Origin of the sequence: Pseudomonas sp. 18-147, from assembly GCF_051048045.1 — a bacterium.
Taxonomy (GTDB): domain Bacteria; phylum Pseudomonadota; class Gammaproteobacteria; order Pseudomonadales; family Pseudomonadaceae; genus Pseudomonas; species Pseudomonas aeruginosa.
Map to the genome: position 1 here is coordinate 1,256,005 of NZ_CP182296.1, position 24,727 is coordinate 1,280,731.

Sequence of the window (24,727 nt, forward strand, 5' to 3'; positions counted from 1 at the left end):
GGTAGCGAAGCCTCTCAAGGGCGTTGACGAAACGAAAAAATCCCCGCGGCATGAGCGTGACGCGGGGATCCAGGCGTAAATAGAGCCTTAACCGTGATAGCTGAAATGGAGCAAGGGGTGATGTCTGCGTAGCGGAACACCTCGCGGGGTGGCTGTGTATGGCTCAAGACTAAGTCCCGCGGGCCGGCGGGCCTATTCCTCGAAGGAGGTAAGGAGGGGTAGCGGAGGAGGGACGGCGATTGACGATGTATACTTTTTGGTCCAGATTGGACGAAAAGTATAAAGGCGGATCACCGTCTGTTTCCTGCCCGGGCCGCGGGCGCACCTTCGTCACCCCTGGAGTCGTCCATGATCAAGTCGCTGAACACCAAGAACCTGCTGGGAGGCCTGCTGCTCGGCGTGCTCGCCAGCGGATCCGCCGTCGCCGCCGATGGCAACCTGCGGATCGGCATCGAGGCCGCCTACCCGCCGTTTTCCTTCAAGACCGCCGAAGGCGAACTGGCCGGCTTCGACTACGACATCGGCAACGCGCTGTGCGCGCAGATGCAGGTGAAGTGCCAGTGGATCGAGCAGGAGTACGATGGCCTGATTCCCTCGCTGAAAGTTCGCAAGATAGACGCCGCGCTGTCCTCCATCACCATCACCGAGGAACGCCGGCGCTCGGTGGACTTCACCCACAAGTACTACTTCACGCCGGGCCGCCTGGTGATGAAGGAAGGCGCCCAGCTCGACGACAGCTTCAGCCAGTTGGCCGGCAAGCGCATCGGCGTGCAGCGCGGCGCTACCGCCGACCGCTTCGCCAGTGCGGTGCTGGCCAAGGCCGGTGCCGAAGTGGTGCGCTACACCAGCCAGGACGAGATCTACCTGGACCTGGTGGCCGGCCGCCTCGACGCCACCTTCGCCGACTCCATCCCGCTGCAGACCGGCTTCCTCGATACCCCGCGCGGCAAGGGCTACGCCTTCGTCGGGCCGGAGTTCAAGGACCCGAAATACTTCGGCGAGGGCGCCGGGATCGCGGTGCGCAAGGGGGACGCCGAGCTGGTCGGCAAGCTCAACGCGGCGATCGACGCGATTCGTGCCGACGGGACCTACAAGCGCATCGAGGGCAAGTACTTCAAGAGCGACATCTACGGCGACTGACCGCTCGCCGGCGGCGGCTGCCGTCAGTCGCCGCCTTCCTTCAGCTCCTTGAGGTGCTTGTAGACCGTCGCCCGGCCCATGTTCAGCACGTTGGCCACATAGTTGGCCGCGCTCTTGCCCTTGAACGCGCCCTCGGCGTGCAGGGCCAGGACCAGTTCGCGCTTGTGCTCGCGGGTCAGCAGGTTCAAGCCGAGCTGGCGCTGCCGCAGCCAGCCGTGCAGGAAGGTGTTGATGCGCTCCTGCCAGTCGTCGCGGAACAGCGCGTCCGGTTGCGGGATCAGCTTGCTCGGCGAGAGGAACAGGTCGAGTGCCGCCTTGGCGCTCTCGAACAGGCTGATGTTCAGGTTGATGCACAGCACCGCCAGCGGCTGGCCGGCGGAGTCGCGCAGCACGGTGCTGACCGAGCGGATCTTCTGCCCGTCCCAGTTGAGCTTCTCGTAGGGACCGATGTTGCGCTCGTCGCTATCGCCTTCGAGCATGTCTTCCAGCGCCGAGTCGTCGCCGACCTCGCGCTTGGACAGGTTGTTGGCGATGTAGTCGACCCGCTGGCTGCGCAGGTCGTGCAGGACCACTTCGGCGTGGGGGAAGAACAGGGTGGCGATGCCGTCGGCGATCGCCCGGTAGTTCTCCAGGCTGGGGTCTTGGCTCGGGCTCATGCGCAGGAACTCTCGTGGGACGACGGGCGAGGCGAGTGTGCCGCAAACCCGCCGCCGGGTCATCAGGGGGACAGGCGGCGCGGCGACAGCATCGCCTCGTCCAGGCCGTGCTCGCGCAGGTGCGCCGGCAGCGGCTGGTGGCGGATCAGCGCGGCGCTGGCCTCGCCCATCGCCGCCGAGGTCTGGATACCGTAGCCGCCCTGGGCGGCGACCCAGAAGAAGCCTTCCGCATCGGCGGCGTAGCCGGCCACCAGGTCGCCGTCGGCAACGAACGAGCGCAGCCCCGCCCAGGTGTGTTCCGGACGGCGAATGGTGAGGGTGGTGGCTTCTTCGATCAGGTACATGCCGGTGGCGATGTCCAGTTGCTCGGGCTGCACGTCGTGGGCCTCGACCGGATCGGCGTTGGCCGGCGAGCCGAGCAGCATGCCGGCGTCCGGCTTCAGGTAGAAGGATTCGTCGAGGCTGACCAGCATCGGCCAGTCGTGGCAGTCGATGCCCGGCGGCGGGGCGAAGATGAAGGCCGAGCGGCGCTTGGGCTGCAGGCCCAGTGGGCGGACGCCGGCCAGCCCGGCGATGGCGTCGCACCAGGCGCCTGCGGCGTTGACCAGCACCGCCGCGCGGTAGCTGCCGGCGTCGCAGCGGACTTCCCAGGCGCCGTCGACCCGGCGGATCTCCAGCGCTTCGTGGTTGCACAGGACCTGCCCCTGGTTGCGGCGGATGCCGCGCAGGTAGCCCTGGTGCAGGGCGTCGGTATCGATGTCGGCGCCGGTGGGGTCGTAGGTGGCGCCGAAGACCTTGTCGCGACGCAGCACCGGCACGATCGAGCAGGCCTGTTCCGCGTCCAGCAGGCGCATCTGCGGCACCAGCGCCTTGCCGCTTTCGTATTGACGGCGGAGTTCTTCCGGATCGTCGCTGAAGTCGACCACCATTTCCGGACGCGGGCTGAGCAGCGGATGCTCGCAGAAGCCGGCCGGCGGGTTGTCGAAGAAGGCCCGGCTGGCGGCGGTGAGCGCGCGCACCTGGGGTGTGCCGTAGGCCACCGTGTAGTGCGCGGCGGAGCGGCCGGTGGAGTGGTAGCCGGGCTGCGCCTCGCGCTCCAGCACCACGACCCGGCCGTGGGCCGACAGCCAGTAGCCGGTGGATGCGCCGGCGATGCCGGCACCGATGACGAGGTAATCCGCTTCGATCATGCTGCTCTCCTGCATCACGCGATCAGCCTGCCTGGCGCAGGCGGTAGAGGGCGTTGGCCAGGGCTACGTCTTCCAGGCCCAGGCCGATCGAGCGGAAGAACGCCGGGCGCCGGTATTCCGGACGTGGCGCCTGGCCGCTGAGCAGTTCGGCGAGGTCGCCGCGGATCGCCTCGGGGCTCCAGCCATGCTGTTCGGCGGCGATCAGCATCTCGCCGGCGGAGCCTGGGGTGGTGTGCCGGTAGTCGCAATAGACGTCCATGGCCGCCAGGCTTTCCGCCGGTACCTCATGGGCGCGGGGCGCGTTGGTGCTGATCGAGGTGACCAGCGCCGGGCGCTTGAGTTGGCGCGGGTCGATCACTGCTCGGGCCGAGGAGGTGCAGAGCAGGATCACATCGGCTTCGTCCAGCGCTTCCTCCAGGCTGCCGGCGGCTTCGGCGCGCGGGTCGATGGCGCGCAGGCTTTGCAGGCGGCGCTCGTCCAGGCACGGCGAATGGACTCGCACGCCCTGCCAGTCACGCAGGCCCTTCACGTATTGCAGGTGGGCATGGGCTACCGGTCCGCTGCCGATCAGCGCCAGGCGGCCGGCTTCGGCCGGAGCCAGGGCATCCACCGCCACGGCGGTGGTGGCGGCGGTGCGCGCGGTGGTCAGCCGGGCGGCATCGCAGAGCAGCAAGGGCTGGCCGGTCTGCATCGACATCAGCAGGGTCCAGGCGGTGACCAACGGGCCCTGTTCGCGAACGATGTAGGGTGAAGTCTTGACTCCGTAGACCTGTTCCTGGGCGAGCACGCCGAGGTAGTTGATGAAGTCGCCGCGACCGGCGGGGAACTCCACCAGTTGCTGGGCCGGCTGGAGCGCCTGGCCGGCGGCCAGGTCGAGGAACAGCTGGCGCATGGCCTGGAGGACGTCGATACGGGCGAGCAGTTGCTCGGCTTCGGCCTGCTGGACGATCAGGGGAGTGGCGGCGCTCATGCGATCTCCGGAATGGATGTAAACAATTTGTCCATTCTGGACTTTAAGGTATTGCCGGGCAAGCGCCGACCCGCCTCGATGACCGACGGCGGCACCTGCGTGTCGCAGAAACGAAAAAGGCGAAGCCGGATGGCTTCGCCTTTTTTCTCCACGCCTGCGTTCAGTGCTTGCGCGGTACCGGCTTGAGCAGTTCGGCCGGCGGCATCTCGCAGGTGATCTTGCGGCCCAGCAGTTCTTCGATCGGCGGCAGGGCGAAGGCATCGTCCTCGCCGGCGAAGCTGATCGAGGTGCCCGAGGCGCCGGCGCGGCCGGTACGACCGATACGGTGCACGTAGTCGTCCGGGTCTTCCGGCAGGGTGAAGTTGATCACATGGCTGATGCCGTCGATGTGGATGCCGCGGCCGGCCACGTCGGTTGCCACCAGGACGCGGATCTTGCCTTCGCGGAAGCCTTCCAGGGTGCGGATGCGCTTGTGCTGCGGCACGTCGCCGGACATCTGGGCGGCGCTGATGCCGTCCTTGGTCAGGCGTTCCTCGATGCGGCGGACTTCGTCCTTGCGGTTGGCGAAGACCATCACCCGTTCCCAGTTGTTCTGTGCCACCAGGTTGTACAGCAGCTTGTACTTGTCGCTGCCGGCCACGGCGTAGACATGCTGCTCGACGGTGTCGCTGGCGACGTTCTCCGGCTCGATCTCGACGATCGCCGGATCGACGGTCCACTGCTTGGCGAGGTTCATCACGTCGTCGGTGAAGGTCGCCGAGAACAGCAGGGTCTGGCGTTCGCCCTTGTGCGGGGTCTGCCGGATGATCTGCCGGACCTGCGGGATGAAGCCCATGTCGAGCATGCGGTCGGCTTCGTCGAGGACCATCACCTCGACCATGTCCAGGTGCACCTCGCCGCGCTGGTTGAAGTCCAGCAGACGGCCTGGGGTGGCTACCAGGATGTCGCAGAAGCGCGCTTCCAGCTGCTTGAGTTGCTTGTCGAAGTCCATGCCGCCGACGAAGGTCATCACGTTCAGCCCGGTGTACTTGGTCAGCGCCGCGGCGTCCTTGGCGATCTGTACCACCAGTTCGCGGGTCGGGGCGATGATCAGCGCGCGCGGCTCGCCCATGTAGCGCTCTTTCGGCGGCGGGGTCTGCAGCAATTGGGTGATGATCGAGATGAGGAACGCGGCGGTCTTGCCGGTGCCGGTCTGGGCGCGGCCGATGGCGTCCTGGCCGCGCAGGGTGAAGCCCAGTACCTGCGCCTGGATCGGGGTGCAGTAGGGGAAGCCGAGGTCATGGATGGCGTGCATCAGGCTCGGGGCGAGGTTGAAGTCGTGGAAGCGGGTCTTGCCTTCCTGCGGTTCGACCACGAAGTCTTCCAGCTTCCAGTTGTCTACCGGCTTCGGCTTGCGTTCGCGGCGCGGCTTGTCGCTGCGCGGCTTGGCGTCCCGGCCTTCTTTGGCGGCGGGTTTGGCGGGCTTTTCGCCTTTCTCGGCCTTTTCAGCGGCGCGCGGGGCGCCGGACTCGTTGTCGGCGCGCGGGGGGCGCGGTTTGCGTGGGCGTTTCTCGGTCGGCTTTTCGCCGGTGGGGGCGGTACCTTTCGCGGTAGCGCCGGCAGGGCCTTGCGGGACCGGGGAGGAACCGCTCTGCGGCTGGGTTCCGTCGGCCTTGCCGAAGATTTTCTTGAGTGCTTTGAGCACGGCGATCTCGTAGTGGTTAAGGAATGAACGGGCGCCAGTGTAAAGCATGTTGCCAGCGGGGAGAAATCCATGCTTGGCCGGCGCCTTCCAGCCCTGGCCGGACTGGGCCTGGAGGCGGCTGCGCGAAGCTCCCGGGGCAGCCTCCGGGAGGGTTCGTGCGTGCGACCGGCGGCGCGCTACAAAAAGACAACGGTAGGGCGGCGACGGGGGTGGCATCTTCGGGACGGTGCCGGAGCGATCCGGCGAGTGTCCGCCCACTCACCAACGGAAGAACAAGAAAACCATGAATCCGTCCCCATCGATCGCCGGGCTGAGCGATATCGAAGCCCTGGAACGCGTGCCGCTGGAACAGCGCGACCTGCCGTCCAGCACCTACGAACTGTTGCAACGCTCGGCCCAGCGCCACGGCCAGCGTATCGCCCTGAGCTGCCTGCTGCATGGCAGCGCCGCCGAAGAACCGTTGCGGATCAGCTATGCCGAGCTGTTCGCCCGCGTCACTCAGACCGCCAACGCCTTGCACCGGCTGGGCCTGGAAAGCCACCAGGCGGTGTCCTTCCTGCTGCCCAACCTGCCGCAGACCCACTACGTGATCTGGGGCGGCGAGGCCGCCGGGATCGTCAATGCGATCAACCCGCTGCTGGAGCCGGAGCACATCGCCGAGCTGATCCGCGCCTCCAACACCCGGGTGCTGGTGACCCTGGCGCCGTTCCCCGGCACCGACCTGTGGCAGAAGGTCGCCGGCCTGCGCGCGCAGTTGCCGGAGCTGTACGCGATCGTCGTGGTCGATCCGGCCAACCTGTTACCGGCGCCGCAGCGCGAGGCGCTCAAGGCCCAGCGCGGGCCGCTGCCGGAGGGCGTGCTGGACTTCGATACGCTGATCGCCGACTGCCCGGCAGACCGCCTGGAGAGCGGACGGGCGATCCATCCGGACGACGTCGCTTCCTATTTCCACACCGGCGGCACCACCGGCACGCCGAAGCTGGCGCCGCACAGCCACTTCAACGAGGTGGCGATGGCCAAGATCATGGGCCTGAACGCCGACTACGGGGTGGACGACGTGCTGCTCTGCGGCCTGCCGCTGTTCCACGTCAACGGCGTGATGGTTACCGGCCTGGCGCCCTTCCATCGCGGCGCCCAGGTGCTCCTGGCCGGGCCCCAGGGCTACCGCAATCCGACCCTGATCCAGGACTTCTGGAAGCTGGTGGAACGCTACCGGGTCACCAGCTTCAGTGGCGTGCCGACCATCTACGCGGCGTTGCTGCAGGTCCCCAGCGATGGCCGCGACCTGTCCAGCCTGCGTTTCGCCCTGTGCGGCGCGGCGCCGATGCCGGTGGAGCTGATCCGCCAGTTCGAGTCGCGTACCGGGCTCAAGGTGATCGAGGGCTACGGCCTCACCGAAGGTACCTGCGGCACCAGTTGCAACCCGCGTGGCGGCGAGCGCCGGCCGGGTTCGATCGGCTTGCGCCTGCCGTACTGCCAGGTGAAGGTCGCGGTGCTCGACGGCGAGGGCAATTACCTGCGCGATGCCGCGCCGAACGAGGTGGGCAACCTCTGCCTGAAGGGCCCGACGGTGTTCAAGGGCTACCTGCAACAGGACCGGAACCGCGATATCTGGATCGGCGATGGCTGGTTCAATACCGGCGACCTCGGTCGTATCGACGAGGACGGCTACATCTGGCTCACCGGGCGCAGCAAGGACCTGATCATTCGCGGTGGCCACAACATCGACCCACAGATGATCGAAGAAGCGCTGCACCGGCATCCGGCCGTGGCCCTGGCGGCGGCGGTGGGCAAGCCGGACGCCAAGGCCGGCGAGCTGCCGGTGGCGTATATCCAGCTCAAGCCCGGCGCCAGCGCCAGCGAGGAAGAGCTGCTGGAGTACGCCAGCCGCCACGTACCGGAGCGCGCGGCGGTGCCCAAGGATATCTGGCTGATCGAGAGCATGCCGGTCACCGCGGTGGGCAAGACCTTCAAGCCGGCGCTGCGCCTGGACGCGATCCGCCGGGTGCTGGAGGAGGAAAGCCGGAGGATCGCCGAGGATATCCGCGTGGAGGTGGTCGCCGACGAGCGCCACGGCCAGCTCGCCCACCTGCACGTTCCCGCGCTTGACGAAAGACGCCAGGCGGCGCTGGAAGAGCTGCTCGGCGGCTACGCGCTGAACTACCGGCTGCACGCCGTCTGAGAGAAGCTCCGGGCGTCAGAGGCGCTTGCGCAGCCAGGCGCCGATGTCGTGGATTTCCTCCAGGGACACCTCGTGGCCCATCGGGTAGTCGTGCCAGCCCACCTCCACGCCCTGCGCCTGCAAGGCGTCATGGGCCGCGCGGCCAAGCGCCGGGTCGACCACGTCGTCCTGGCTGCCGTGCAGGTGCAGGACCGGAATCCGCTTGTGGCGCTCGTCCAGCGTCAGGTCGTCGAAGGTCGGCGCGTAGGTGGATAGCGCCAGCACCCCGCCGAGCGGCTGGGCGTAGCGGCGGAAGGCGGTATGCAGGACCACCGCGCCGCCCTGCGAGAAACCGGCGAGGATGATCCGCTCGGCGGCGATGCCCTTGGCGCGCTGTTCATCGATGAGAGCGATGACCTGGTCGGCGGAGGCGTTCAACTGGTCTTCGTCGATGGCCCGCGCTGGACTGAAGGCAAGGATGTCGTACCAGCTCGGCATGACCCAGCCGCCATTGACCGTCACCGCCTGGCTCGGCGCCTGGGGGAGGATGAAGCGGGTGCTCGGCAGGACCATCTGCAGGGCTTCGGCCACCGGCTTGAAGTCGGTACGGTCGGCGCCCAGGCCGTGCAGCCAGATGATACAGGCGTCGGCATTCGGGGCATCGAGGATCAGGGGTTCGCTCATGACGGCTCCAGGCAGGGGGCATATGCGTTCGGAATGGGAGGACCATTCGACAACAGGCGCTTTCCCGCTCGCAAGTCGGCCAGATTGTCGCAGATCATGCATTCGCCAATTTCCCGCGGATGCGCTTTGCTAAGGGAAGTGCGCCGGGTACGCCGTTCGTCGCCCGCCGCGGTCGCGCCGCCGGCTGCCTCTGCCGGTGCCGCGGCGCTTGCGGTTACAGTGCGGCGACCGGCCCGGGAAGCGACCGGCGCGGGGCCGGCGGTTCACCCAGGGGCGGCGAAGGGAGTGGCGAACAGATGACAATAATGAAAGGTACCTGGCTGCTGCTGGCCGCCGTTTGCCTCGGCGCCAGCGCCACGGCCGAGGCCGGTGCGACGCTGGATGCGGTGAAGCGCAAGGGCTACGTGCAGTGCGGCGTCAGCGACGGCCTGCCGGGGTTCTCCTACGCCGACGCCAAGGGCCGTTTCAAGGGGCTCGACGTCGACATCTGCCGGGCGCTGGCCGCCGCGCTGTTCGGCGATGCCGAGAAGGTGCGCTTCACCCCGCTGTCCGCCACCGAGCGGATTTCGGCGTTGCAGTCCGGCACGGTCGACCTGCTGTCGCGCAACACCTCATGGACCAGCTCGCGGGATACCGCGCTGGGCATCCACTTCACCGGCGTCACCTATTTCGACGGCCAGGGCTTCTTGGTCAATCGCAAGCTCGGCGTGTCCAGCGCCCGCGAACTGAAGGACGCGACGGTGTGCATCCAGTCCGGCACCACCAACGAGCTGAACGTGGCGGACTACTTCCGGGCCCACGGCATCCGCTACAAGGCGGTGCTCGACGACAGCTACGAGAAGAGCGCCCGTGCCCTGGAGGCGGGGCAGTGCGACGTGCTCAGCTCCGACCAGTCGCAGCTCTACGCCCAGCGCCTGACGCTGGCCAAGCCGGACCAGTACGTGGTGCTGCCGGAAGTGATCTCCAAGGAGCCGCTCGGCCCGGCCGTGCGGCAGGGCGACGAAGCCTGGTTCAACATCGTCCGCTGGACCCTGTACGGCCTGCTCAACGCGGAGGAGCTGGGGGTCACCTCGAGCAACGTCGAGCGCCAGGCCAGGGACAGCCGCAACCCGGACGTCGCCCGCCTGCTCGGCAGCGAGGGCGACGCCGGCAAGGACTTGCAACTGCCGCGCGACTGGGTGGTGCAGATGGTGCGCCAGGTCGGCAACTATGGCGAGATCTTCGCCCGCAACGTCGGCGACGGCAGCCCGCTGAAGATGCCGCGCGGCCTCAACGCGCAATGGAATCTCGGCGGCCTGCACTATGCGCCGCCGATTCGCTGACCGGCGGGGCTGGCTGAACTCTCGCCAGCACCGACAATCCGATAACAGACAGACGCACCGGTGCCGGTGCACTATAGAGCGACGCGTCATGCCGAACACCGAACAAGAGAAATGCCCGTGAACCTATCGATGACTCCCATCAACAAAGCCAAGGCCTGGGGCGTCCACGCCGTCACCGCCAGCGGCGTGATCCTGGCCTTGCTGGCCCTGCTCGCGCTGGTCGACAACAAACCCCAGGCCTGCCTGCTCTGGCTCGGCCTGGCCCTGCTGGTGGACGGCCTCGACGGCACCCTGGCGCGCAAGTACGAAGTCAAGGAAATGCTGCCGCATTTCGACGGCTCGGTGCTCGACCTGGTGATCGACTACCTGACCTACGTGTTCATCCCGGCCATCTTCATCTACCGCTACATCCCCCTGCCGGAGCATTTCGAGCTGCTGGCGGTGGGCGTGATCCTGGTTTCATCGCTGTTCTGCTTCTGCAACGTCAACATGAAGAGCACCGATAACTACTTCGTCGGCTTCCCGGCCGCCTGGAACGTGGTGGCGGTGTACTTCTACGTGCTCGACCTGCACCCCTGGGTCAACCTCGCCACGGTGCTGGTGCTGGCTGCCCTGACCCTGACCCGGATGAAGTTCCTCCACCCGTTCCGCGTGCGCCAGTTCATGCCGCTGAACATCGCCGTGACTTTCGTCTGGCTGATCAGCAGCGGTCTGCTGATCGTTCAGCAGCCGGCCGACCTGCCGATCCTGCTCGGCCTGTGGTTCGCCGCCTCGGCCTATTTCGTCGGTATCTGCCTCTGGCGCAGCGCCCGCGAGTGGTTCGGCTGAAACGACCCGGCACGACGGCGTTCCCGCCTGGGGACGCCTGGCAAGTCCCTATCATCGCAAGGAACCCCGCATGGCCCACCCCAACGCCGAACTGATCGAGCGCTTCTACCAGGCCTTCCAGCGCCTCGACGGCGAGGCCATGGCGGCCTGCTACGCTCCCCAGGCGACCTTCCACGACCCGGCCTTCGGCGAACTGCGCGGGCGCGAGGTGGGCGACATGTGGCGCCTGCTGACCAGCCGGGCGCGGGACTTCCGCCTGGACTACGCGAACGTCCGCGCCGACGAGAACGAGGGGCGTGCGCAATGGGTGGCCCACTACCTGTTCACCCAGACCGGGCGCAGGGTGGAGAATCGCATCGAGGCCCGTTTCCGCTTCGCCGGCGGTTTGATCGTCGAGCATCGCGACCAGTTCGACCTGTGGCGCTGGAGCCGCCAGGCGCTTGGCGCCAAGGGCCTGCTGCTGGGCTGGGCGCCGCCGGTGCAGCGGGCGATCCGCGGGCAGGCGCGCAAGGGCCTGGCCGCCTACCAGGCTGCCCATCCGGCGGCCGGCTGAGGCTGTCGGTGGCCGAAGCGCGGATAATCTCCTAAGCTCGCCGCGGACAACCCGCAGGACGCCGCGATGATCACGCTCTTCCAGTTTCCCGCCGCATTCAACGTACCCAATGCCAGTCCCTACTGCCTGAAACTGGAAACCTGGTTGCGCCTGGCCGGCCTGGAGTATCAGGTGAAGGTCGTCAGCGACCCGCGCAAGGCGCCCAAGGGCAAGCTGCCCTACGTGCGTATCGAGGGCGAGGCGATCGGTGACAGCGAGATCGTCATCCGTACCCTCGGCGAGCGCTACGGGGTCACTCTCGACGCAGGCCTGGATGCCCGGGGCAAGGGCTGGGCACGGGCGATCACGCGCCTGTGCGACGAACACCTGTACTACCTGATGCTGTATTTCCGCTGGTTCGACGAGGACAGCTGGCGCGTGCTCAAGCCGGTATTCTTCGGCTCGCTGCCATTCGGCGTGCGCGACGCGGTGGCCTGGGCCATGCGCCGCAAGGTCCGCGCTACCCTCAGGGCGCAGGGACTCGGGGTCCACGGCAGGGACGAACTGCTGGCCTTCGCCCGCGACGACCTCGATGCCCTCGACGGCCTGCTTGGCCAGGTCCCGTACTACGGCGGCGAACATCCGTGCAGCGCCGATGCCGCCGCTTACGGTATCCTCGCCAACCTCATCGAGGCGACCCTGGATACCCCACTCAGCCATGTGGCGCGAGGCTATCCGCGCCTGGTGGCGTATTGCGAGCGGATGCGGGAGCGGGTCTGGAGTGAGTGAGGCGACGGCCGCCACGGCGGCGATCGGGAAGTGTTGGTCGGTCTACCTGGTGAGGGCGGAAAACGGCGCGTTGTACTGCGGCATCAGCGACGATCCGCTGCGCCGCTTCGACACTCATTGCAGCGGCAAGGGCGCGCGGTTCTTCCATTCCAGCCCCGCCCGCGCGCTGGTCTACGTCGAGGCCTGCGCCAGCAAGGGCGACGCCCTGCGCCGCGAGCGGGCGATCAAGGCCCTGAGCAAGCGCGCCAAGGAGCGCCTGTTGGTCGGCGTACCGGTGTTGCGCGAGGTCGGCGAGCCGGCAATCTAGGACGTTCATCTGCGGTCATGGGGTATTCGTGGGTTACCTGAAGAATCATTGGTGGAAACGCTGGATCCGCCGCCGCGGCTGCAAGCTGGCCGGCGGCCCGGCCAGTGTCGGCAAGCGCACCACGCTGGTGCTCGAGGAGCAGGTCGAACTCGGCCACCTGCGCATCGTCCCGCCGAGGCTGGAGATCGGCGCCTACAGCTATGTGCGCAGCGGCACCGACCTGTCCCTGGTGGCGTCCATCGGGCGTTTCTGCTCGATCGGCTCGGACTGCTTCATCGGCCAGGAAAAACACACCCATCCCAGCGACTGGGTGAGCAGCCACCCCTTCCAGCACACCGGCACCGCGCTGCGCTACGAGCCGGCGCTGAGCTACGCGGAAATCGGCCACGACGTCTGGATCGGGCACAGCGCGATGGTGATGGAAGGTGTCAAGGTCGGGACTGGGGCGATCATCGCCACGCGCGCCGTGGTCACTCGCGACGTGCCGCCCTATGCCATCGTCGCCGGGACTCCGGCGCAGGTGATCCGCTACCGGCATCCGCCGGAGATCATCGAGGGCCTGCTCGCCTCACGCTGGTGGGAGCTGGATAGCGCCTTCCTCACCGGCCTGCCGCTGGACCGACCCCGGGAGTTCCTCGCCGCCCTGGAGGCGCGCGAGGCGCCGCGTGCGGCGTACCGGCGGATGACCATCACCCGCCAGGGGTGCCGGCTGGATTGAGCGCGCCCATCGCCAGGCCCATCGGGCCAGGCGATGGGGCGCCCTTCATGTCCCGGATTGTCATAGGCGTGTTTTCCCAGCCGCGCTAAGCTGGTGCCTCACATCCGCCCGGAGGCGCCCATGTCAGAGCTGATCCTGCATCACTATCCCACTTCGCCCTTCGCCGAGAAGGCGCGCCTGCTGCTCGGTTTCAAGCAACTGTCCTGGCGTTCGGTGATGATTCCGCCGGTGATGCCCAAGCCGGACCTGGTGGCGCTGACCGGCGGCTATCGGAAGACCCCGGTGTTGCAGGTCGGCGCCGATGTGTATTGCGATACCGCGTTGATCGCCCGTCGCCTGGAGCAGGAAAAGGCGGTTCCGGCGCTGTTTCCCGAAGGCCAGGAGATGGTCGCCGCGAGCTTCGCCCAGTGGGCCGACGCGGTGCTGTTCCAGCACGCGGTAAGCCTGGCGTTCGCCCCGGAGTCCATCGCCGTGCGTTTCGGCAAGCTGCCGCCGGAATTCCTCAAGGCCTTCATGGCCGATCGCAGCCAGCTATTCAGCGGCGGCAGCGCCGGCCGCCTGCCGCTGGAACAGGCGCGCCACCAGTGGCCGGCATTCATGGCGCGACTGGAGCGCCAGTTGTCGCGCGAGGACGGCGATTTCCTGTTCGGCGAAGCGTCCGTCGCCGACTTCGCCGTGGCGCACTGCCTGTGGTTCCTCAAGGGCACGCCGGTCACAGCGCCGCTGGTCGACGATTACCCGCAGGTGCAGGCCTGGTTGGGACGGGTGCTCGGCTTCGGCCATGGCGCGCCAGCCGAGATGAGTGCGGAGGAAGCCCTGGAGGTGGCTCGCGGCAGCCAGCCCGCGGCATTGCCGGACGAATCCTTCAGCGACCCCAACGGTTTCCTGCCCGGCCAGGCGGTCGCCATCGCCGCCACCGACTACGGTGTCGACGCGGTACAGGGCGAACTGCTCTTCGCCGGCAGCGAGGAACTCATCCTGCGCCGCGAAGACCCGCGGGCGGGTACCGTGCATGTGCATTTCCCGCGCCTGGGCTTTCGCATCGAGGCGCGTTGAGGCATGCCGGCGGAGACCCCGCCGCTGCGGCCGGACGCCGATCCGCCGCAGTGCGCGTTGCCCGAGGCGAGGCCGGACCGCGACGCCGGCACCAAGCTGCGCGCCGCGGTGCTCGGTGCCAACGATGGCCTGGTGTCGAACCTGTGCCTGGTGATGGGCGTGGCGGGTGCGAGCATGGCGCATTCGTCCATCGTCCTCACCGGAATGGCCGGACTGGTGTCCGGTGCCTGTTCGATGGCCCTCGGCGAGTGGCTGTCGGTGACCAACGCCCGCGAGATGGCGAGCAAGCGCATCGCCGAGGAAGAACGCCTGCTCAGGCTCTGCCCGAACACCGAGACCCAGGAACTGATCGATATCTTCACTGCCAAGGGGCTGAGCGAGGTGTCCGCCCGGCGCGTGGCCCTGCAACTGATGAACGACGGTCGTGGCGCGCTGGACACCTTGTCCCGCGAGGCCCTCGGCATCGATCCGACGGAGTTGGGCGGCAACCCGTGGAACGCGGCGGGCACGTCGTTCCTGCTGTTTTCCCTTGGCGCCCTGGTGCCGGTGGCGCCGTTCCTGTTCCTCGACGGTGCCGCGGCGCTGGTCGCAAGCCTGCTGTCCAGCCTGCTTGCGCTGCTGTTCAGCGGCGCGGTCACCGCCCGTTTCACCGGGCGGCCGCTGGCGTTCTCGGCGTTGCGCCAGGTGCTGGTCGGTACCCTTGCCGCGGCCTTCACCTATGGGTTGGGCACCGCGCTCGGCGTGGGCCTGGGCTGAAAGTCCTTCGCCTGCCGGGGACTCCGTTTTACACTGCGACACCCGGCCGGCGTGGCCGGGAACAGGAAAAACCGACCAGGGAGTGGCCATGAACGCCTACGACATCGAAATCGTCAACGACGCCGCGCACGCCGGCGAAGCCAACCACGGCTGGTGCTTCGGCCTGCCGCCGGGCATCCGTCCGGAGCAGTGGCCGCTGGATCCGGACACCGGCTATCCGCTGATGCACGGCTTCACCCTGCTGCTGCCGGAGGACTACCGGGTGCATGGCCCGGAGATCGTCGCGCTGAGCTTCTTCTCCCTCGCCCCGGACCAGAACGACGGTGGACCGACCAGCGTCGACGGCATTCGCGAGATGCTCATCGATCCGCCCGCGCAACCGCCGGCCGAAGCGGAACTGCGGCCGTTCTGGGAGGCCGGGCGCAATAGCCATCCGCGTTTGCATCGGATGGAGGACATCCTCGGCGGCGCCTATGCGTTGATCCTGCTCGACGCCGCTGAATTCAGCGGCGCGCCCTGCCAGCCGCCGGCGCTGCCGGCGGGCAACCCGCTGTTGGCGCAGACCGAGCCGCCGCAGTGGCTGGAGGCTGGTTCGGCGGCCAGCTTCGTGCCGGACTGGGCGGAGGACGACTACTACCTGCTGCGCGCCCTCGGTGGCCGCCCGGCGGCCGGCCACCAGCAACGCTACCCGCTGCGCTGGACGGCGCGGGCGCAAGACCCCAACGCCGGGGTGGTGCCCAGCGAATACGGCGACGGCGGCTACCAGCTGCCGCACTACTGGCTGGACGGCAAGATCGAGCGCGACAACTACCGCGAGCATCCCTGGGTGGAAGGGCACCTGCCGAACCATATCGGCGGCACCATGCGTCCGGTGCAGGGCGTGCCGGAGATGAGTCCCTTCTACGTAGAGTTCGAGGAATACCTGGGCGGCTACAACTTCGGCGGCGGCAACGCCCAGCTCGATTTCCGCGACATGCGCTTCGACTGGGCCTGCGGCTGAGGAGGGAAAGGGAGCGCCGGCGGCGCTCCGGGGCGGCGCGGGTCAGTCCTTGCGCCGCTTGAGCTGGTCCTTCAACTGGGTCGGCAACTGGCGGATGATCAGCATGTCGCGCTCTTCGTCGTATTCCACCTTGGAGCCCAGCAGGTGCGCCTCGAAGCTGATCGACAGGCCTTCGGCGCGGCCGGTGAAGCGGCGGAACTGGTTGAGGGTGCGCTTGTCCGCCGGGATTTCCGGCGACAGGCCGTAGTCCTTGTTACGGATGTAGTCGTAGAACGCCCGCGGTTGCTGGTCGTCCATCAGTTCCGAAAGCGCGTCGAGGGTCATCGGCTCGCCGATGCGCGCCTGGGAGGTGGCGTAGTCGACCAGCGTCTCGGTCTTCTCGCGGGCCTGTTCCTCGGCCATGTCCTCGCTTTCCACGAAATCGCTGAAGGCTTTCAGCAGGGTGCGCGTCTCGCTCGGCGAATCCACCCCTTCCTGGCAGCCGATGAAGTCGCGGAAATAGTCGGAGACCTTCTTCCCGCCCTTGCCCTTGATGAACGAGATGTACTGCTTCGACTGCTTGTTGTTGCGCCATTCGGAGATATTGATCCGCGCGGCCAGGTGCAACTGGCCGAGGTCCAGGTGGCGCGACGGGGTGACCTCCAGCGACTCGTTCACCGCCACGCCTTCGCTGTGGTGCAGCAGGGCGATCGCCAGGTAGTCGGTCATGCCTTGCTGGTAGTGGGCGAACAGGATGTGGCCGCCGGTGGAGAGATTGGACTCCTCCATCAGCTTCTGCAGGTGCTCGACCGCTTCGCGGCTGAAGCCGACGAAGTCGCGATCGCCCTCCAGGTACTCACCGAGCCAGCCGCTGAACGGGTAGGCCCCGGACTCGCCCTGGAAGAAGCCCCAGGCCTTGTTCTTGGCGTTGTAGCTTTCGTTGAGGTCGGCCAGCAGGTTCTCGATGGCCTGGGAGTCGCCCAGCTCGGCGTCGCGCGCGTGGAGCACGGCCGGGGTGCCGTCGGGCTTCTTCTCGATCAGGTGGACGATGGCGTGATGGATCGGCATGTCAGGTTCGACCTTTCAGGTAATCGGCGGCGCCGCGCAGGTTTCCGCGACGCTGCGGGACACGCCGCTGGCGCGCCCGCGGATCGGCCAGTTTACCCGAGGTTGCCGGCTTCTGCCTGCGTCGCCTGGCGTTCCTGCAGACCGTGCAGGCGCTTGATCACGAAGTTCAGGTGCAGGTGCAGCTCGTACAGCTCGTGGTAGTAGGAGAGCGGCACCTCCACGGTGTTCAGCTCGCTCTCCAGTTTCTCCAGCCGCTCGATCTCGCTTCTCAGTTGCTCGGCGTCGGTACCGCTGTCGAGCTTGCGGTCGATGTCGCGGATGTAGCGGTACCAGCGGTAGATGCGCGCGCGGATGCGCCAGCGATACAGCGGGCCGATGGACTTCATCAGCGGGATGAGGATGGCGATGAACGGGATCAGCAGGATGATGTAGCGGTCCGCCAGGGAGGCGATGCGGAACGGCAGGTAGCGCTGCAGCAGCGGCAGGCCGCTCTTGTAGTAGCGCTCGGCGTCCTCGTGCAGGCGCAGGGTGCGCGGCTCGGCGCTGGGGAAGGCGCCGGGCTTGTCGAGCAGGCTGCCGTCCTTCATCACCTCGCGCGCGGCTTCCAGCACCAGCGGGATCAGCGCCGGGTGGAAGCGTTCGTTGATCACCAGGGTGGCCACCGGCGACAGGGTGCTGATGTTTCGTTCCGGCACGTTGCGCGGCAGGTTGAGCAGGCCTTCGCCGACCTCGACCCGCTTGAGGAACGGCAGGCGCGCCTCGTAGGCGGCGCTGCGGCGGAAGTTGACCAGGCGAAGCTGGTCGTTGTCGGCCAATTTCTGGATCGCCGGGTTCTCCGCCGGGCCGACGATGAACGCCGCGTCCAGCTTGCCGGCCAGCAGGTCGTCGACCACCGCGTTGCCGCCGCGGGCTTCCCAGGTGATCGGATAGTGTCCCGGGGCGATGTCGTTGGCCTGCAGGATCGCCTCGGTGGCGGCGCGGGTGCCGCTGCCGTCGCTGCCGATGGCCAGGCGCAGGTGCAGCAGGTCGCTGAGCTGGTCGATGTGCACGTTGTTGCGGTGGAACAGCCAGAGCGGTTCCTGGTAGACCGCGCCGAGGGTCTGCAACTGGCGCGCCTGCCCGGCTTCGAGCTGGCGCTCCTGGCCGCTCTGGACCAGGGCGATGTCGACCTCGCCGGTGCCGAGCAGGCGCTCCAGGTTGTCGCGCGAGCCGGCGCTGGGCACCAGCTTCAGTTCGAAGCCCTGCTCCTTGAGCTTTTCCCGGAGCTTGCCGGCGAACACGGCGTAGCCGCCGCCCTCGGCGCCGGTGGCCATGGTCGCGCTCATCGGCGGCGGTGGGGCGACGAAATAGAACACCGCGGCGACCAGGGCGGCGATCACCGGGATCAGCCAGAGGTTGGCGCGGATCAGGATGGCGAGGTCCTTGAGCAGGTGCTTGATGCGATTCATGAGCGGTCCTTGTGCTGCTCTCCAGAAGGGTATGACGGATGCGGGCGGGCGCACTCCTCAGCGTAGCCGAGGGTCACCGGCGGTCCGTGCGGAACTGCCGGCAGAGCACCCGGTGGCGATGCCGGAAGATGCGGGTGAGGAACCAGCGTACCAGTCCGGCGGCGAATAGCGGGCGCACGGTCAACTGGTCGACCAGCAGGCATTCCCCGGCCTCGCCCGGTGTCGGCAGGATGCGTCGTTCGTGGCGCCAGAGGCGCATGCCGGTCATCGGCGACTGTTCGATGAAGCCGTGGCCGGGCGTCAGCTCCAGCAGGGTCAGTTGCGAAGTGCCCAGCGGCAGCAAGCCGAACAGGCGCATGTGGCTGCGGAACAGCGGGCGCCGGGGCACTACCTCCAGGTCTTCGAGGCTGCGGATACCGGGCGGTACGCTCATGCTCAGCAACGGGCGTATCTCGCGGAGTATCCCGTCCACCGAGGTGATCCACCGCCAGAGCTGTTCGGGGCTGGCCTGCAGGCGCGATTCGAAATGCAGGCTGATATTCATCGCAGGCTCCTGCTAGGGTTGTGGGAGGACGCGCTGTCCATGGCGCCCGTGCCGTGCAAGCCTAAGCCAGACGAACCGAGACGTCGAACCGAAGGAGGACGCCATGCTGATCCGCGCCGCAACCTCGACCCTGCTGGTGGTCGATATCCAGGAACGCCTGCTGCCGGCCATCGACGACGGTCCGGCGCTGGTCGAGTACAGCAAGTGGTTGTTGCGCGTGGCCCGCGCACTGGACGTGCCGGTGCTGGCCAGCGAGCAGTACAGCAAGGGCCTGGGGCCGACGGTGGCGGCCCTGCGCGATGAGCTGGAGCCCACGCAGATCCTCGAGAAGCTGGACTTCTCGGCCGCCGCCGACGGCGCCCTGCTGCGCGCGCCCGGCGGCGACCGCCGGCAGTTCGTGGTTTGCGGCAGCGAGGCGCACGTCTGCGTGCTGCAGACCGTGCTCGACCTGCTTGGCCGTGGTCGCGAAGTGTTCGTCGTGGAGGAGGCGATCGGCTCGCGGCGGCCGAGCGACAAGGCGCTGGCCGTGGAGCGGATGCGCCAGGCCGGGGCGATGATCGTGTCGCGGGAGATGGTCGCCTTCGAATGGATGGAACGCGCCGGCAGCGACCGCTTCCGCGAGATCAGCCGCAACTTCATTCGCTGAGCGGCGGTTGCTCGGCCTGGTAGCGCCGGGCCTCCTCGCGCAGCCAGTCGGCGAAGGCCTGGTGGCGGTCGCTCGGCGGCTCGCGCTGCGGCCAGACCAGCCAGTAGGGATAGGGGTAGGGCACGCGGATGTCGCCCAGTTGCACCAGGCGGCCCTCGGCGAGGGCGCCGGCGACCAGGCTGCGACGCTCCAGGGCGATGCCCTGGCCCAGGCGCACGGCTTCCAGCAGCAGGTTCGAGTCATTGATCAGCAGTCCGTGCTGCGGTTCCGCCACGCCGGCGCGCTGGCACCAGAGCGCCCAGGATTCGGTGGAGCGCAGTGTAGGGCAGGCGACGATCTCGCTCGGCGTGCGCGGCAGGCGGCCGCCGTTGAAGTCGGGCGCGGCGACCATCAGCAACTCGTCGTCGAACAGGCGTTCCCGACCGACCCCTTCCCAGTCGCCCTTGCCGATGCGTACGCCGAGGTCGGCCAGGCCCTGGCGCAGGTTCTGCACGTCAAGACTGGCCACCAGCCGCACGCGACAGTGCGGATGGCGCTCGCGAAAGCGCGGCAGGCGCGGCAGCAGCCAGTTCAGGCCGAAGGACGGCATCACCGTGACCACCAGCTCACCCTCCCGTGGACGCGCCCGCACCACCCGCGTGGCGTCGGCGATCTCGCCCAGAGAGGCGCGTACCTGCAGGGCGTAGAACCGGCCGTTCTCGCTCAGGCGCAGGCCGCGCCCCTCGCGGACGAACAGGGCCAGGCCGAGGAGGTTTTCCAGCAGCTTGATCTGCTGGCTGATCGCTGAGTGGGTGACGTGCAGCTCGCTGGCGGCCTGGCTGATGCTGCCGAGCCGGGCGACCGCTTCGAAGCTGCGCAGGGCGGTGAGGGGAGGGAGGTCGCTCATGTAAGTTTTTCTAAAGGATTCGCTGAATTTATCTCGATATTTTTCGCGTTGTGCAACGACTAGAGTGATTTTCCCAGGCGTCGCCCTCTTAGCGGCGCTTAATCATCGACAAAGGATGCCGCGATGCAACTGATCGGTATGCTGGATTCGCCTTTTGTGCGCCGGGTCGCCATCGCCCTGCGCCTGCTGGACCTGCCCTACGAGCACCGGCCGCTGTCGGTGTTCCGCAATTTCGAGGCGTTCAGCCTGTTCAACCCGATGGTCAAGGCGCCCACGCTGGTGCTGGACGATGGCACCGTGCTGATGGACTCCAGCCTGATCCTCGATTACCTGGAGTGCCTGGCCGGCCGCGAACGCAGTCTGCTGCCGCAACGGCCGCAGGCCCGTGCACGGGCGTTGAGTCTGATCGGCGCGGCGCTGGTGGCCTGCGAGAAATCCGTGCAGATCTACTACGAACTGAACCTGCGTCCCGAGGAACGCCGCCACCGCCCCTGGCTGGAGCGGGTGGAGGGGCAGTTGCTGGCGGCCTACGACTGGCTGGAGGCAGCGCTGCGCCAGGAGCCGCTGGCACGCGACGGTGGCATCGAACTGGTCGGGGTGACCGTCGCGGTGGCCTGGCGCTTCAGCCAACTGGTGGTCGCGGAGCGGGTCGCCGCCAGCGAATACCCGGAACTGGCAAGCTATTCGGATTATGCGGAGGGGTTGCCGGTGTTCCTCGAGACGCCGCCGGTCTGAGCCCGCGAGGCGCCAGGCTGGCGCCCCTCGAACGGCTCGATTCCGCCTGCGCCCGGCCTCGGTTCGCTGCAGGTCGCTGCCGTCGTCACGGCCCGGACCGGTTGTTGCGAACTGCTGTTCGGCGCCGGCCTGGAGACGGCCCGGCCCTGGCTCAACCTGGCCCTGAGCGCGGCCCTCGGCTTCCTCTTCGGCATGCTGCTGGGCGGGCTCTGGTTCGGCTACTGGATCCGCCAGGAGGGATTGCAACTGACCCACCTGCTGCTGGTGGTCTGGGTGCTGGCGAACTTCTTCGTGCTCAACGTCCGCTGGAGCTGACGGGGACTGCCGGTACGAGGGAGCAGGGCGCGAGGACGGCGACGGTGGAGCGAGCCGGACGCCCGTCGATAGCGCGAAGTCGCATCTCGCTCCTGCCACCCGGTCCCTCGGCTCCCCTCTGTTCGCACGCGCTGCATGGGCTGACGCAGCTGGAACTGCCCCCGGGCAGTGGCAGCCGGCTGCCTCGAGGACAGGTGCTCCGGCTGGCTCGGCATGGTCACTGGAGTTCAGCCCCGGGGTTCTTCGAGGAAAGCAGAACCTGCGGCATCGGCTCCTTTCGCCCGACTGGGCTCAGCGCAGCTCTTCGGCGGCGGCGACCAGTTGTTCGAGTTGATGGTGGATCTGGGCCCTGTCCAGCAACTGCAAGGGCTGGCGGTTCCAGAGCAGCCGTTCGCCGCTTTCGGGGTCGCGGCCCAGGATCGGCTTGCAAGGGTCCTGGCTGAACAGGTTCTGCTCGCTGGCCGTAGCGTCTCCTTGTCCTTCCAGGCGGGTGAACATCAACAGGTGATCGGTCGGATGTTCTGCCAGATGGCAGAGATGCGGGCCCACCTGCAGGCTGAGTACGCTCTCCTCGTCATTGGGCGTCGGGAGATCGAGAGCGAGAAAAAGCTGGTGGATGGTGGCGCGGTAGAGTGGATTCATGGCGTGTTCCGAGTCACTGGAGGCAGCCATTAGAGCAGTGCCAGCCCGGAGAGACTGTTAATCGTGGTTCTCTTTTTTTAGGTTTTGCCGCTGCCGATTCCAGTGAAAAAACGGCGGCCAATCCTGATAGGCGATGGGGTTTCCCGTTCCTAGACTGGCGGAGAAACATCAGGAGAAGGCAACCATCATGCATATTCAATCGCTTCAGCAGAGTCCGTCTTTCGCCGTCGAATTGCACCAGGCCGCCAGTGGGCGTTTGGGACAGATTGAGGCCCGCCAGGTCGCCACCCCCAGTGAAGCGCAGCAGTTGGCCCAGCGCCAGGACGCGCCGAAGGGTGAGGGACTGCTCGCTCGCCTGGGCGCGGCACTCGTGCGTCCCTTCGTGGCGATCATGGACTGGCTGGGCAAGCTGTTGGGCTCCCACGCCCGCACCGGCCCGCAGCCCAGTCAGGACGCGCAGCCTGCGGTCATGTCCTCGGCCGTCGTGTTCAAGCAGATGGTGCTGCAGCAGGCATTGCCCATGACCTTGAAGGGACTCGACAAGGCGAACGAGCTGGCGACCCTGACACCGGAAGGACTGGCCCGGGAGCACTCCCGCCTGGCCAGCGGAGATGGGGCGCTGCGTTCGCTGAGCACCGCCTTGGCCGGCATTCGTGCCGGCAGCCAGGTCGAGGAGTCCCGTATCCAGGCTGGCCGCCTGCTCGAACGGAGCATCGGCGGGATCGCGCTGCAGCAGTGGGGCACCACCGGCGGTGCCGCGAGTCAACTGGTGCTCGACGCAAGCCCGGAACTGCGGCGCGAAATCACCGACCAGTTGCATCAGGTAATGAGCGAGGTCGCACTGTTGCGCCAAGCGGTAGAGAGCGAGGTCAGCAGAGTATCGGCCGACAAGGCGCTGGCGGATGGCCTGGTGAAGCGGTTCGGGGCGGATGCGGAAAAGTACCTGGGCAGACAGCCTGGTGGCATCCACAGTGACGCCGAAGTGATGGCGCTTGGTCTCTACACCGGCATTCACTACGCGGACCTGAATCGCGCTCTGCGTCAGGGGCAGGAGCTGGATGCGGGACAAAAGCTGATCGACCAAGGTATGTCCGCGGCCTTCGAGAAGAGCGGACAGGCTGAACAGGTAGTGAAGACTTTCCGTGGCACCCGTGGCGGGGATGCCTTCAACGCCGTGGAAGAGGGCAAGGTTGGCCACGACGACGGCTATCTCTCCACCTCCCTGAACCCCGGTGTCGCGAGGAGCTTCGGGCAGGGCACGATATCCACCGTGTTCGGCAGGTCCGGAATCGATGTCAGCGGGATATCGAACTACAAGAATGAAAAAGAGATTCTCTATAACAAAGAGACCGACATGCGCGTGCTGCTGAGCGCCAGCGATGAGCAGGGAGTGACCCGCCGGGTCCTCGAAGAGGCGGCCCTGGGGGAGCAGAGTGGCCATAGCCAGGGACTGCTCGATGCTCTCGACCTGGCAAGCAAACCGGAACGTTCAGGCGAGGTCCAGGAGCAGGATGTACGCCTGAGGATACGTGGCCTCGATCTGGCCTGACCGATCGTAGAAGAAAGACGTCACGAACGGACACCTTGGGGTGTCCGATTCTTGGCTCGGCAGCGGATCCGGGTGGAGAGGCGTGCTGGCTATTCGCCCAGTGGTTCCAGGAGGGCTGCTGTCCAGCGCTCCTTGCGCCAGGCCCGGCGCTGCTTCTTGTCGAGGTAGGTCCAGGCGACGAAGCGGCTCTGCTTCTGTCCCTGGGCCATGTCCACCACGCGGATATCGCTGGCGCCCAACGTCTTCAGGCGCTTCTGGAGGTTCGGCAGGTTGCTCGCCTTGGATACCAGGGTGGTGAACCAGAACACCTGCGTGGCGAACGCCCGGCTTTCCTCGGCCATGCCGGCCAGGAAGGCCGCTTCGCCGCCCTCGCAGTACAGCTCGGCGCCCTGGCCGCCAAAGTTCAGTAGCGGCAGGGTACGGGTCGGGTCGAGCTTGCCGAGGTTCTTCCACTTGCGCCGGCTGCCGCGCGTGGCTTCGTCCAGCGAGGCGTGGAAGGGCGGGTTGCAGAGGGTCATGTCGAAGCGCTCATCGAAGCCGATCAGGCCCTGGAATATCTGCCTGCGATCAGGCTGCCGGCGCAACTCGATGGCAGCGGCGAAGCGTGGGTTGGCGGCGAGGATCGCAGCGGCCGAGGCCAGCGATTGCGGGTCGATGTCGGCGCCGACGAAGCGCCAGCCGTATTCGTGGTGGCCGAGCAGCGGGTAGATGCAGTTGGCTCCGGTTCCGACGTCCAGCGCACGCAGGCCGGGACCGCGTGGAATCAGGCCATCGTGGCTGGCGCCGAGCAGGTCGGCCAGGTAGTGCAGGTAGTCGGCGCGACCGGGAATGGGCGGGCACAGGTAACCATCGGGTATATCCCACTCGCGTACGTCGTAGAACTGTTGCAGCAGCGCGCGGTTGAAGGCTTTCACCGCCGCCGGATCAGCGAAGTCGATGCTCTGCCTGCCGTACGGATTGAGGATGACGAAGCGCTCCAGTTCCGGGCTGCCGGCGATCAGGCGCGGAAAGTCGTAGCGTCCCAGGTGGCGATTGCGCGGGTGCAGCGGGCTGGCGCTCTTGCGCTCGGCGTCGGGATGCGGGCTGGTCGGGCGGGGCATGTTCTCGGTTTCCGTGACGGCG

25 protein-coding genes and 1 pseudogene are annotated in these 24,727 nt (G+C 67.3%); 15 read left to right on the plus strand and 11 right to left on the minus strand.

What is annotated here, in order from left to right; translation table 11 throughout:
• The first annotated feature begins 348 nt into the window (after positions 1-348).
• Positions 349-1,140 carry an ABC transporter substrate-binding protein gene (locus tag ACM0M4_RS05965; RefSeq protein WP_003118292.1) on the plus strand — a complete coding sequence of 264 codons (792 nt, stop codon included), beginning with the start codon at positions 349-351 and terminating at the stop codon, positions 1,138-1,140.
• A 23-nt stretch (positions 1,141-1,163) separates the two neighbouring features.
• Here the strand turns inward: ACM0M4_RS05965 and dauR are convergent, their stop codons facing one another.
• The 4 genes from dauR to rhlB all read right to left on the minus strand — a co-directional run bounded on the left by dauR (position 1,164) and on the right by rhlB (position 5,640).
• Positions 1,164-1,796 carry a transcriptional regulator DauR gene (gene dauR, locus ACM0M4_RS05970; RefSeq protein WP_003113779.1) on the minus strand — a complete coding sequence of 211 codons (633 nt, stop codon included), beginning with the start codon at positions 1,794-1,796 and terminating at the stop codon, positions 1,164-1,166.
• Positions 1,797-1,858: 62 nt separating this feature from the next.
• Positions 1,859-2,986, minus strand: a complete 1,128-nt coding sequence (dauA, locus tag ACM0M4_RS05975; RefSeq protein ID WP_003122058.1) for an FAD-dependent catabolic D-arginine dehydrogenase DauA — start codon at positions 2,984-2,986, stop codon at positions 1,859-1,861.
• A 22-nt stretch (positions 2,987-3,008) separates the two neighbouring features.
• Positions 3,009-3,956 carry an NAD(P)H-dependent anabolic L-arginine dehydrogenase DauB gene (dauB, locus tag ACM0M4_RS05980; RefSeq protein ID WP_003119268.1) on the minus strand — a complete coding sequence of 316 codons (948 nt, stop codon included), beginning with the start codon at positions 3,954-3,956 and terminating at the stop codon, positions 3,009-3,011.
• 160 nt (positions 3,957-4,116) lie between these two features.
• Positions 4,117-5,640, minus strand: coding sequence for an ATP-dependent RNA helicase RhlB (gene rhlB / locus ACM0M4_RS05985; RefSeq protein ID WP_003158777.1), 1,524 nt, complete (start codon positions 5,638-5,640; stop codon positions 4,117-4,119).
• Positions 5,641-5,923: 283 nt separating this feature from the next.
• On the opposite strand from rhlB, the gene ACM0M4_RS05990 reads away from it, so the two are divergent.
• Positions 5,924-7,822, plus strand: a complete 1,899-nt coding sequence (locus tag ACM0M4_RS05990) for an acyl-CoA synthetase (protein WP_221345507.1) — start codon at positions 5,924-5,926, stop codon at positions 7,820-7,822.
• Between the two features lie 15 nt (positions 7,823-7,837).
• On the opposite strand, the gene ACM0M4_RS05995 is transcribed toward ACM0M4_RS05990, so the two are convergent.
• Positions 7,838-8,485, minus strand: coding sequence for an alpha/beta hydrolase (locus ACM0M4_RS05995; protein WP_015649495.1), 648 nt, complete (start codon positions 8,483-8,485; stop codon positions 7,838-7,840).
• A gap of 296 nt (positions 8,486-8,781) precedes the next feature.
• Here ACM0M4_RS05995 and ACM0M4_RS06000 point away from each other — a divergent pair, with 296 nt between their 5' ends.
• From ACM0M4_RS06000 to ACM0M4_RS06040, 9 genes are all read left to right on the plus strand, one after another.
• On the plus strand, positions 8,782-9,807 hold the full coding sequence (locus ACM0M4_RS06000; RefSeq protein WP_221345508.1) for an amino acid ABC transporter substrate-binding protein: 1,026 nt from the start codon (positions 8,782-8,784) through the stop codon (positions 9,805-9,807).
• A 111-nt stretch (positions 9,808-9,918) separates the two neighbouring features.
• Positions 9,919-10,635: a phosphatidylcholine synthase gene (pcsA, locus tag ACM0M4_RS06005; RefSeq protein WP_003105024.1), complete on the plus strand. Its 717-nt coding sequence runs from the start codon at positions 9,919-9,921 to the stop codon at positions 10,633-10,635.
• A 70-nt stretch (positions 10,636-10,705) separates the two neighbouring features.
• The gene (locus ACM0M4_RS06010) at positions 10,706-11,188 is read left to right on the plus strand and encodes a nuclear transport factor 2 family protein (RefSeq protein WP_003118297.1); all 483 of its coding nucleotides are present in this window, start codon (positions 10,706-10,708) and stop codon (positions 11,186-11,188) included.
• 66 nt (positions 11,189-11,254) lie between these two features.
• Positions 11,255-11,956, plus strand: coding sequence for a glutathione S-transferase C-terminal domain-containing protein (locus tag ACM0M4_RS06015; protein ID WP_003092922.1), 702 nt, complete (start codon positions 11,255-11,257; stop codon positions 11,954-11,956).
• Positions 11,949-12,263 carry a GIY-YIG nuclease family protein gene (locus ACM0M4_RS06020; RefSeq protein ID WP_003119275.1) on the plus strand — a complete coding sequence of 105 codons (315 nt, stop codon included), beginning with the start codon at positions 11,949-11,951 and terminating at the stop codon, positions 12,261-12,263. Before ACM0M4_RS06015 ends, ACM0M4_RS06020 begins: the two co-directional genes overlap by 8 nt.
• Before the next feature lie 28 nt (positions 12,264-12,291).
• Entirely contained in the window at positions 12,292-12,981 is a 690-nt protein-coding gene (locus ACM0M4_RS06025; protein WP_003092917.1) for a CatB-related O-acetyltransferase, read from the plus strand.
• 120 nt (positions 12,982-13,101) lie between these two features.
• Entirely contained in the window at positions 13,102-14,037 is a 936-nt protein-coding gene (locus tag ACM0M4_RS06030; protein ID WP_003092916.1) for a glutathione S-transferase family protein, read from the plus strand.
• Positions 14,038-14,040: 3 nt separating this feature from the next.
• Complete coding sequence (locus tag ACM0M4_RS06035; RefSeq protein ID WP_003105033.1) at positions 14,041-14,793, plus strand: VIT1/CCC1 transporter family protein; 753 nt, start codon at positions 14,041-14,043, stop codon at positions 14,791-14,793.
• Between the two features lie 88 nt (positions 14,794-14,881).
• Entirely contained in the window at positions 14,882-15,793 is a 912-nt protein-coding gene (locus tag ACM0M4_RS06040; protein WP_003119277.1) for a hypothetical protein, read from the plus strand.
• A gap of 42 nt (positions 15,794-15,835) precedes the next feature.
• Here the strand turns inward: ACM0M4_RS06040 and yejK are convergent, their stop codons facing one another.
• From yejK to ACM0M4_RS06055, 3 genes are all read right to left on the minus strand, one after another.
• The gene (gene yejK, locus ACM0M4_RS06045) at positions 15,836-16,840 is read right to left on the minus strand and encodes a nucleoid-associated protein YejK (RefSeq protein ID WP_003113787.1); all 1,005 of its coding nucleotides are present in this window, start codon (positions 16,838-16,840) and stop codon (positions 15,836-15,838) included.
• A gap of 92 nt (positions 16,841-16,932) precedes the next feature.
• A complete protein-coding gene (locus tag ACM0M4_RS06050; protein WP_003100567.1) occupies positions 16,933-18,288 on the minus strand; it encodes a TAXI family TRAP transporter solute-binding subunit in 1,356 nt (451 codons plus the stop codon).
• 73 nt (positions 18,289-18,361) lie between these two features.
• Positions 18,362-18,832: a hypothetical protein gene (locus ACM0M4_RS06055; RefSeq protein WP_003100569.1), complete on the minus strand. Its 471-nt coding sequence runs from the start codon at positions 18,830-18,832 to the stop codon at positions 18,362-18,364.
• A 103-nt stretch (positions 18,833-18,935) separates the two neighbouring features.
• On the opposite strand from ACM0M4_RS06055, the gene ACM0M4_RS06060 reads away from it, so the two are divergent.
• Positions 18,936-19,478, plus strand: a complete 543-nt coding sequence (locus ACM0M4_RS06060; RefSeq protein WP_054376233.1) for a hydrolase — start codon at positions 18,936-18,938, stop codon at positions 19,476-19,478.
• On the opposite strand, the gene ACM0M4_RS06065 is transcribed toward ACM0M4_RS06060, so the two are convergent.
• A complete protein-coding gene (locus tag ACM0M4_RS06065; protein ID WP_003100573.1) occupies positions 19,468-20,364 on the minus strand; it encodes a LysR substrate-binding domain-containing protein in 897 nt (298 codons plus the stop codon). The two genes, ACM0M4_RS06060 and ACM0M4_RS06065, sit on opposite strands and share 11 nt — an antisense overlap.
• Positions 20,365-20,487: 123 nt before the next feature.
• Between ACM0M4_RS06065 and ACM0M4_RS06070 the strand changes: the two genes are divergently transcribed.
• Positions 20,488-21,099, plus strand: a complete 612-nt coding sequence (locus tag ACM0M4_RS06070; RefSeq protein WP_015649490.1) for a glutathione S-transferase — start codon at positions 20,488-20,490, stop codon at positions 21,097-21,099.
• Positions 21,100-21,168: 69 nt separating this feature from the next.
• Positions 21,169-21,414: pseudogene (locus ACM0M4_RS06075) on the plus strand (DUF2165 family protein); the annotation flags it as partial.
• Positions 21,415-21,705: 291 nt separating this feature from the next.
• Here the strand turns inward: ACM0M4_RS06075 and ACM0M4_RS06080 are convergent.
• On the minus strand, positions 21,706-22,056 hold the full coding sequence (locus ACM0M4_RS06080) for a CesT family type III secretion system chaperone (RefSeq protein ID WP_003092889.1): 351 nt from the start codon (positions 22,054-22,056) through the stop codon (positions 21,706-21,708).
• A gap of 187 nt (positions 22,057-22,243) precedes the next feature.
• On the opposite strand from ACM0M4_RS06080, the gene exoS reads away from it, so the two are divergent.
• Positions 22,244-23,605, plus strand: coding sequence for a T3SS effector bifunctional cytotoxin exoenzyme S (exoS, locus tag ACM0M4_RS06085; RefSeq protein ID WP_054376285.1), 1,362 nt, complete (start codon positions 22,244-22,246; stop codon positions 23,603-23,605).
• Between the two features lie 89 nt (positions 23,606-23,694).
• On the opposite strand, the gene rlmF is transcribed toward exoS, so the two are convergent.
• Positions 23,695-24,705 (minus strand): 23S rRNA (adenine(1618)-N(6))-methyltransferase RlmF, encoded by a 1,011-nt coding sequence (rlmF, locus tag ACM0M4_RS06090; RefSeq protein ID WP_054376235.1) that lies wholly within the window; start codon positions 24,703-24,705, stop codon positions 23,695-23,697.
• Between the last annotated feature and the right edge of the window lie 22 nt (positions 24,706-24,727).

Excerpts from the sequence above, each read along its gene's own strand:
- ACM0M4_RS06060 (WP_054376233.1), top strand. The coding sequence starts at position 18,936 with ATGCTGATCCGCGCCGCAACCTCGACCCTGCTGGTGGTCGATATCCAG.
- ACM0M4_RS06010 (WP_003118297.1), top strand. The coding sequence starts at position 10,706 with ATGGCCCACCCCAACGCCGAACTGATCGAGCGCTTCTACCAGGCCTTC.
- dauA (WP_003122058.1), bottom strand. The coding sequence starts at position 2,986 with ATGATCGAAGCGGATTACCTCGTCATCGGTGCCGGCATCGCCGGCGCA.
- yejK (WP_003113787.1), bottom strand. The coding sequence starts at position 16,840 with ATGCCGATCCATCACGCCATCGTCCACCTGATCGAGAAGAAGCCCGAC.
- ACM0M4_RS06065 (WP_003100573.1), bottom strand. The coding sequence starts at position 20,364 with ATGAGCGACCTCCCTCCCCTCACCGCCCTGCGCAGCTTCGAAGCGGTC.
- ACM0M4_RS06015 (WP_003092922.1), top strand. The coding sequence starts at position 11,255 with ATGATCACGCTCTTCCAGTTTCCCGCCGCATTCAACGTACCCAATGCC.
- ACM0M4_RS06035 (WP_003105033.1), top strand. The coding sequence starts at position 14,041 with ATGCCGGCGGAGACCCCGCCGCTGCGGCCGGACGCCGATCCGCCGCAG.
- ACM0M4_RS06000 (WP_221345508.1), top strand. The coding sequence starts at position 8,782 with ATGACAATAATGAAAGGTACCTGGCTGCTGCTGGCCGCCGTTTGCCTC.
- exoS (WP_054376285.1), top strand. The coding sequence starts at position 22,244 with ATGCATATTCAATCGCTTCAGCAGAGTCCGTCTTTCGCCGTCGAATTG.
- ACM0M4_RS06030 (WP_003092916.1), top strand. The coding sequence starts at position 13,102 with ATGTCAGAGCTGATCCTGCATCACTATCCCACTTCGCCCTTCGCCGAG.
- ACM0M4_RS06055 (WP_003100569.1), bottom strand. The coding sequence starts at position 18,832 with ATGAATATCAGCCTGCATTTCGAATCGCGCCTGCAGGCCAGCCCCGAA.
- pcsA (WP_003105024.1), top strand. The coding sequence starts at position 9,919 with ATGCCCGTGAACCTATCGATGACTCCCATCAACAAAGCCAAGGCCTGG.
- ACM0M4_RS06080 (WP_003092889.1), bottom strand. The coding sequence starts at position 22,056 with ATGAATCCACTCTACCGCGCCACCATCCACCAGCTTTTTCTCGCTCTC.
- rlmF (WP_054376235.1), bottom strand. The coding sequence starts at position 24,705 with ATGCCCCGCCCGACCAGCCCGCATCCCGACGCCGAGCGCAAGAGCGCC.
- ACM0M4_RS05995 (WP_015649495.1), bottom strand. The coding sequence starts at position 8,485 with ATGAGCGAACCCCTGATCCTCGATGCCCCGAATGCCGACGCCTGTATC.
- ACM0M4_RS06070 (WP_015649490.1), top strand. The coding sequence starts at position 20,488 with ATGCAACTGATCGGTATGCTGGATTCGCCTTTTGTGCGCCGGGTCGCC.
- dauB (WP_003119268.1), bottom strand. The coding sequence starts at position 3,956 with ATGAGCGCCGCCACTCCCCTGATCGTCCAGCAGGCCGAAGCCGAGCAA.
- ACM0M4_RS06040 (WP_003119277.1), top strand. The coding sequence starts at position 14,882 with ATGAACGCCTACGACATCGAAATCGTCAACGACGCCGCGCACGCCGGC.
- ACM0M4_RS05965 (WP_003118292.1), top strand. The coding sequence starts at position 349 with ATGATCAAGTCGCTGAACACCAAGAACCTGCTGGGAGGCCTGCTGCTC.
- ACM0M4_RS06050 (WP_003100567.1), bottom strand. The coding sequence starts at position 18,288 with ATGAATCGCATCAAGCACCTGCTCAAGGACCTCGCCATCCTGATCCGC.
- dauR (WP_003113779.1), bottom strand. The coding sequence starts at position 1,796 with ATGAGCCCGAGCCAAGACCCCAGCCTGGAGAACTACCGGGCGATCGCC.
- ACM0M4_RS05990 (WP_221345507.1), top strand. The coding sequence starts at position 5,924 with ATGAATCCGTCCCCATCGATCGCCGGGCTGAGCGATATCGAAGCCCTG.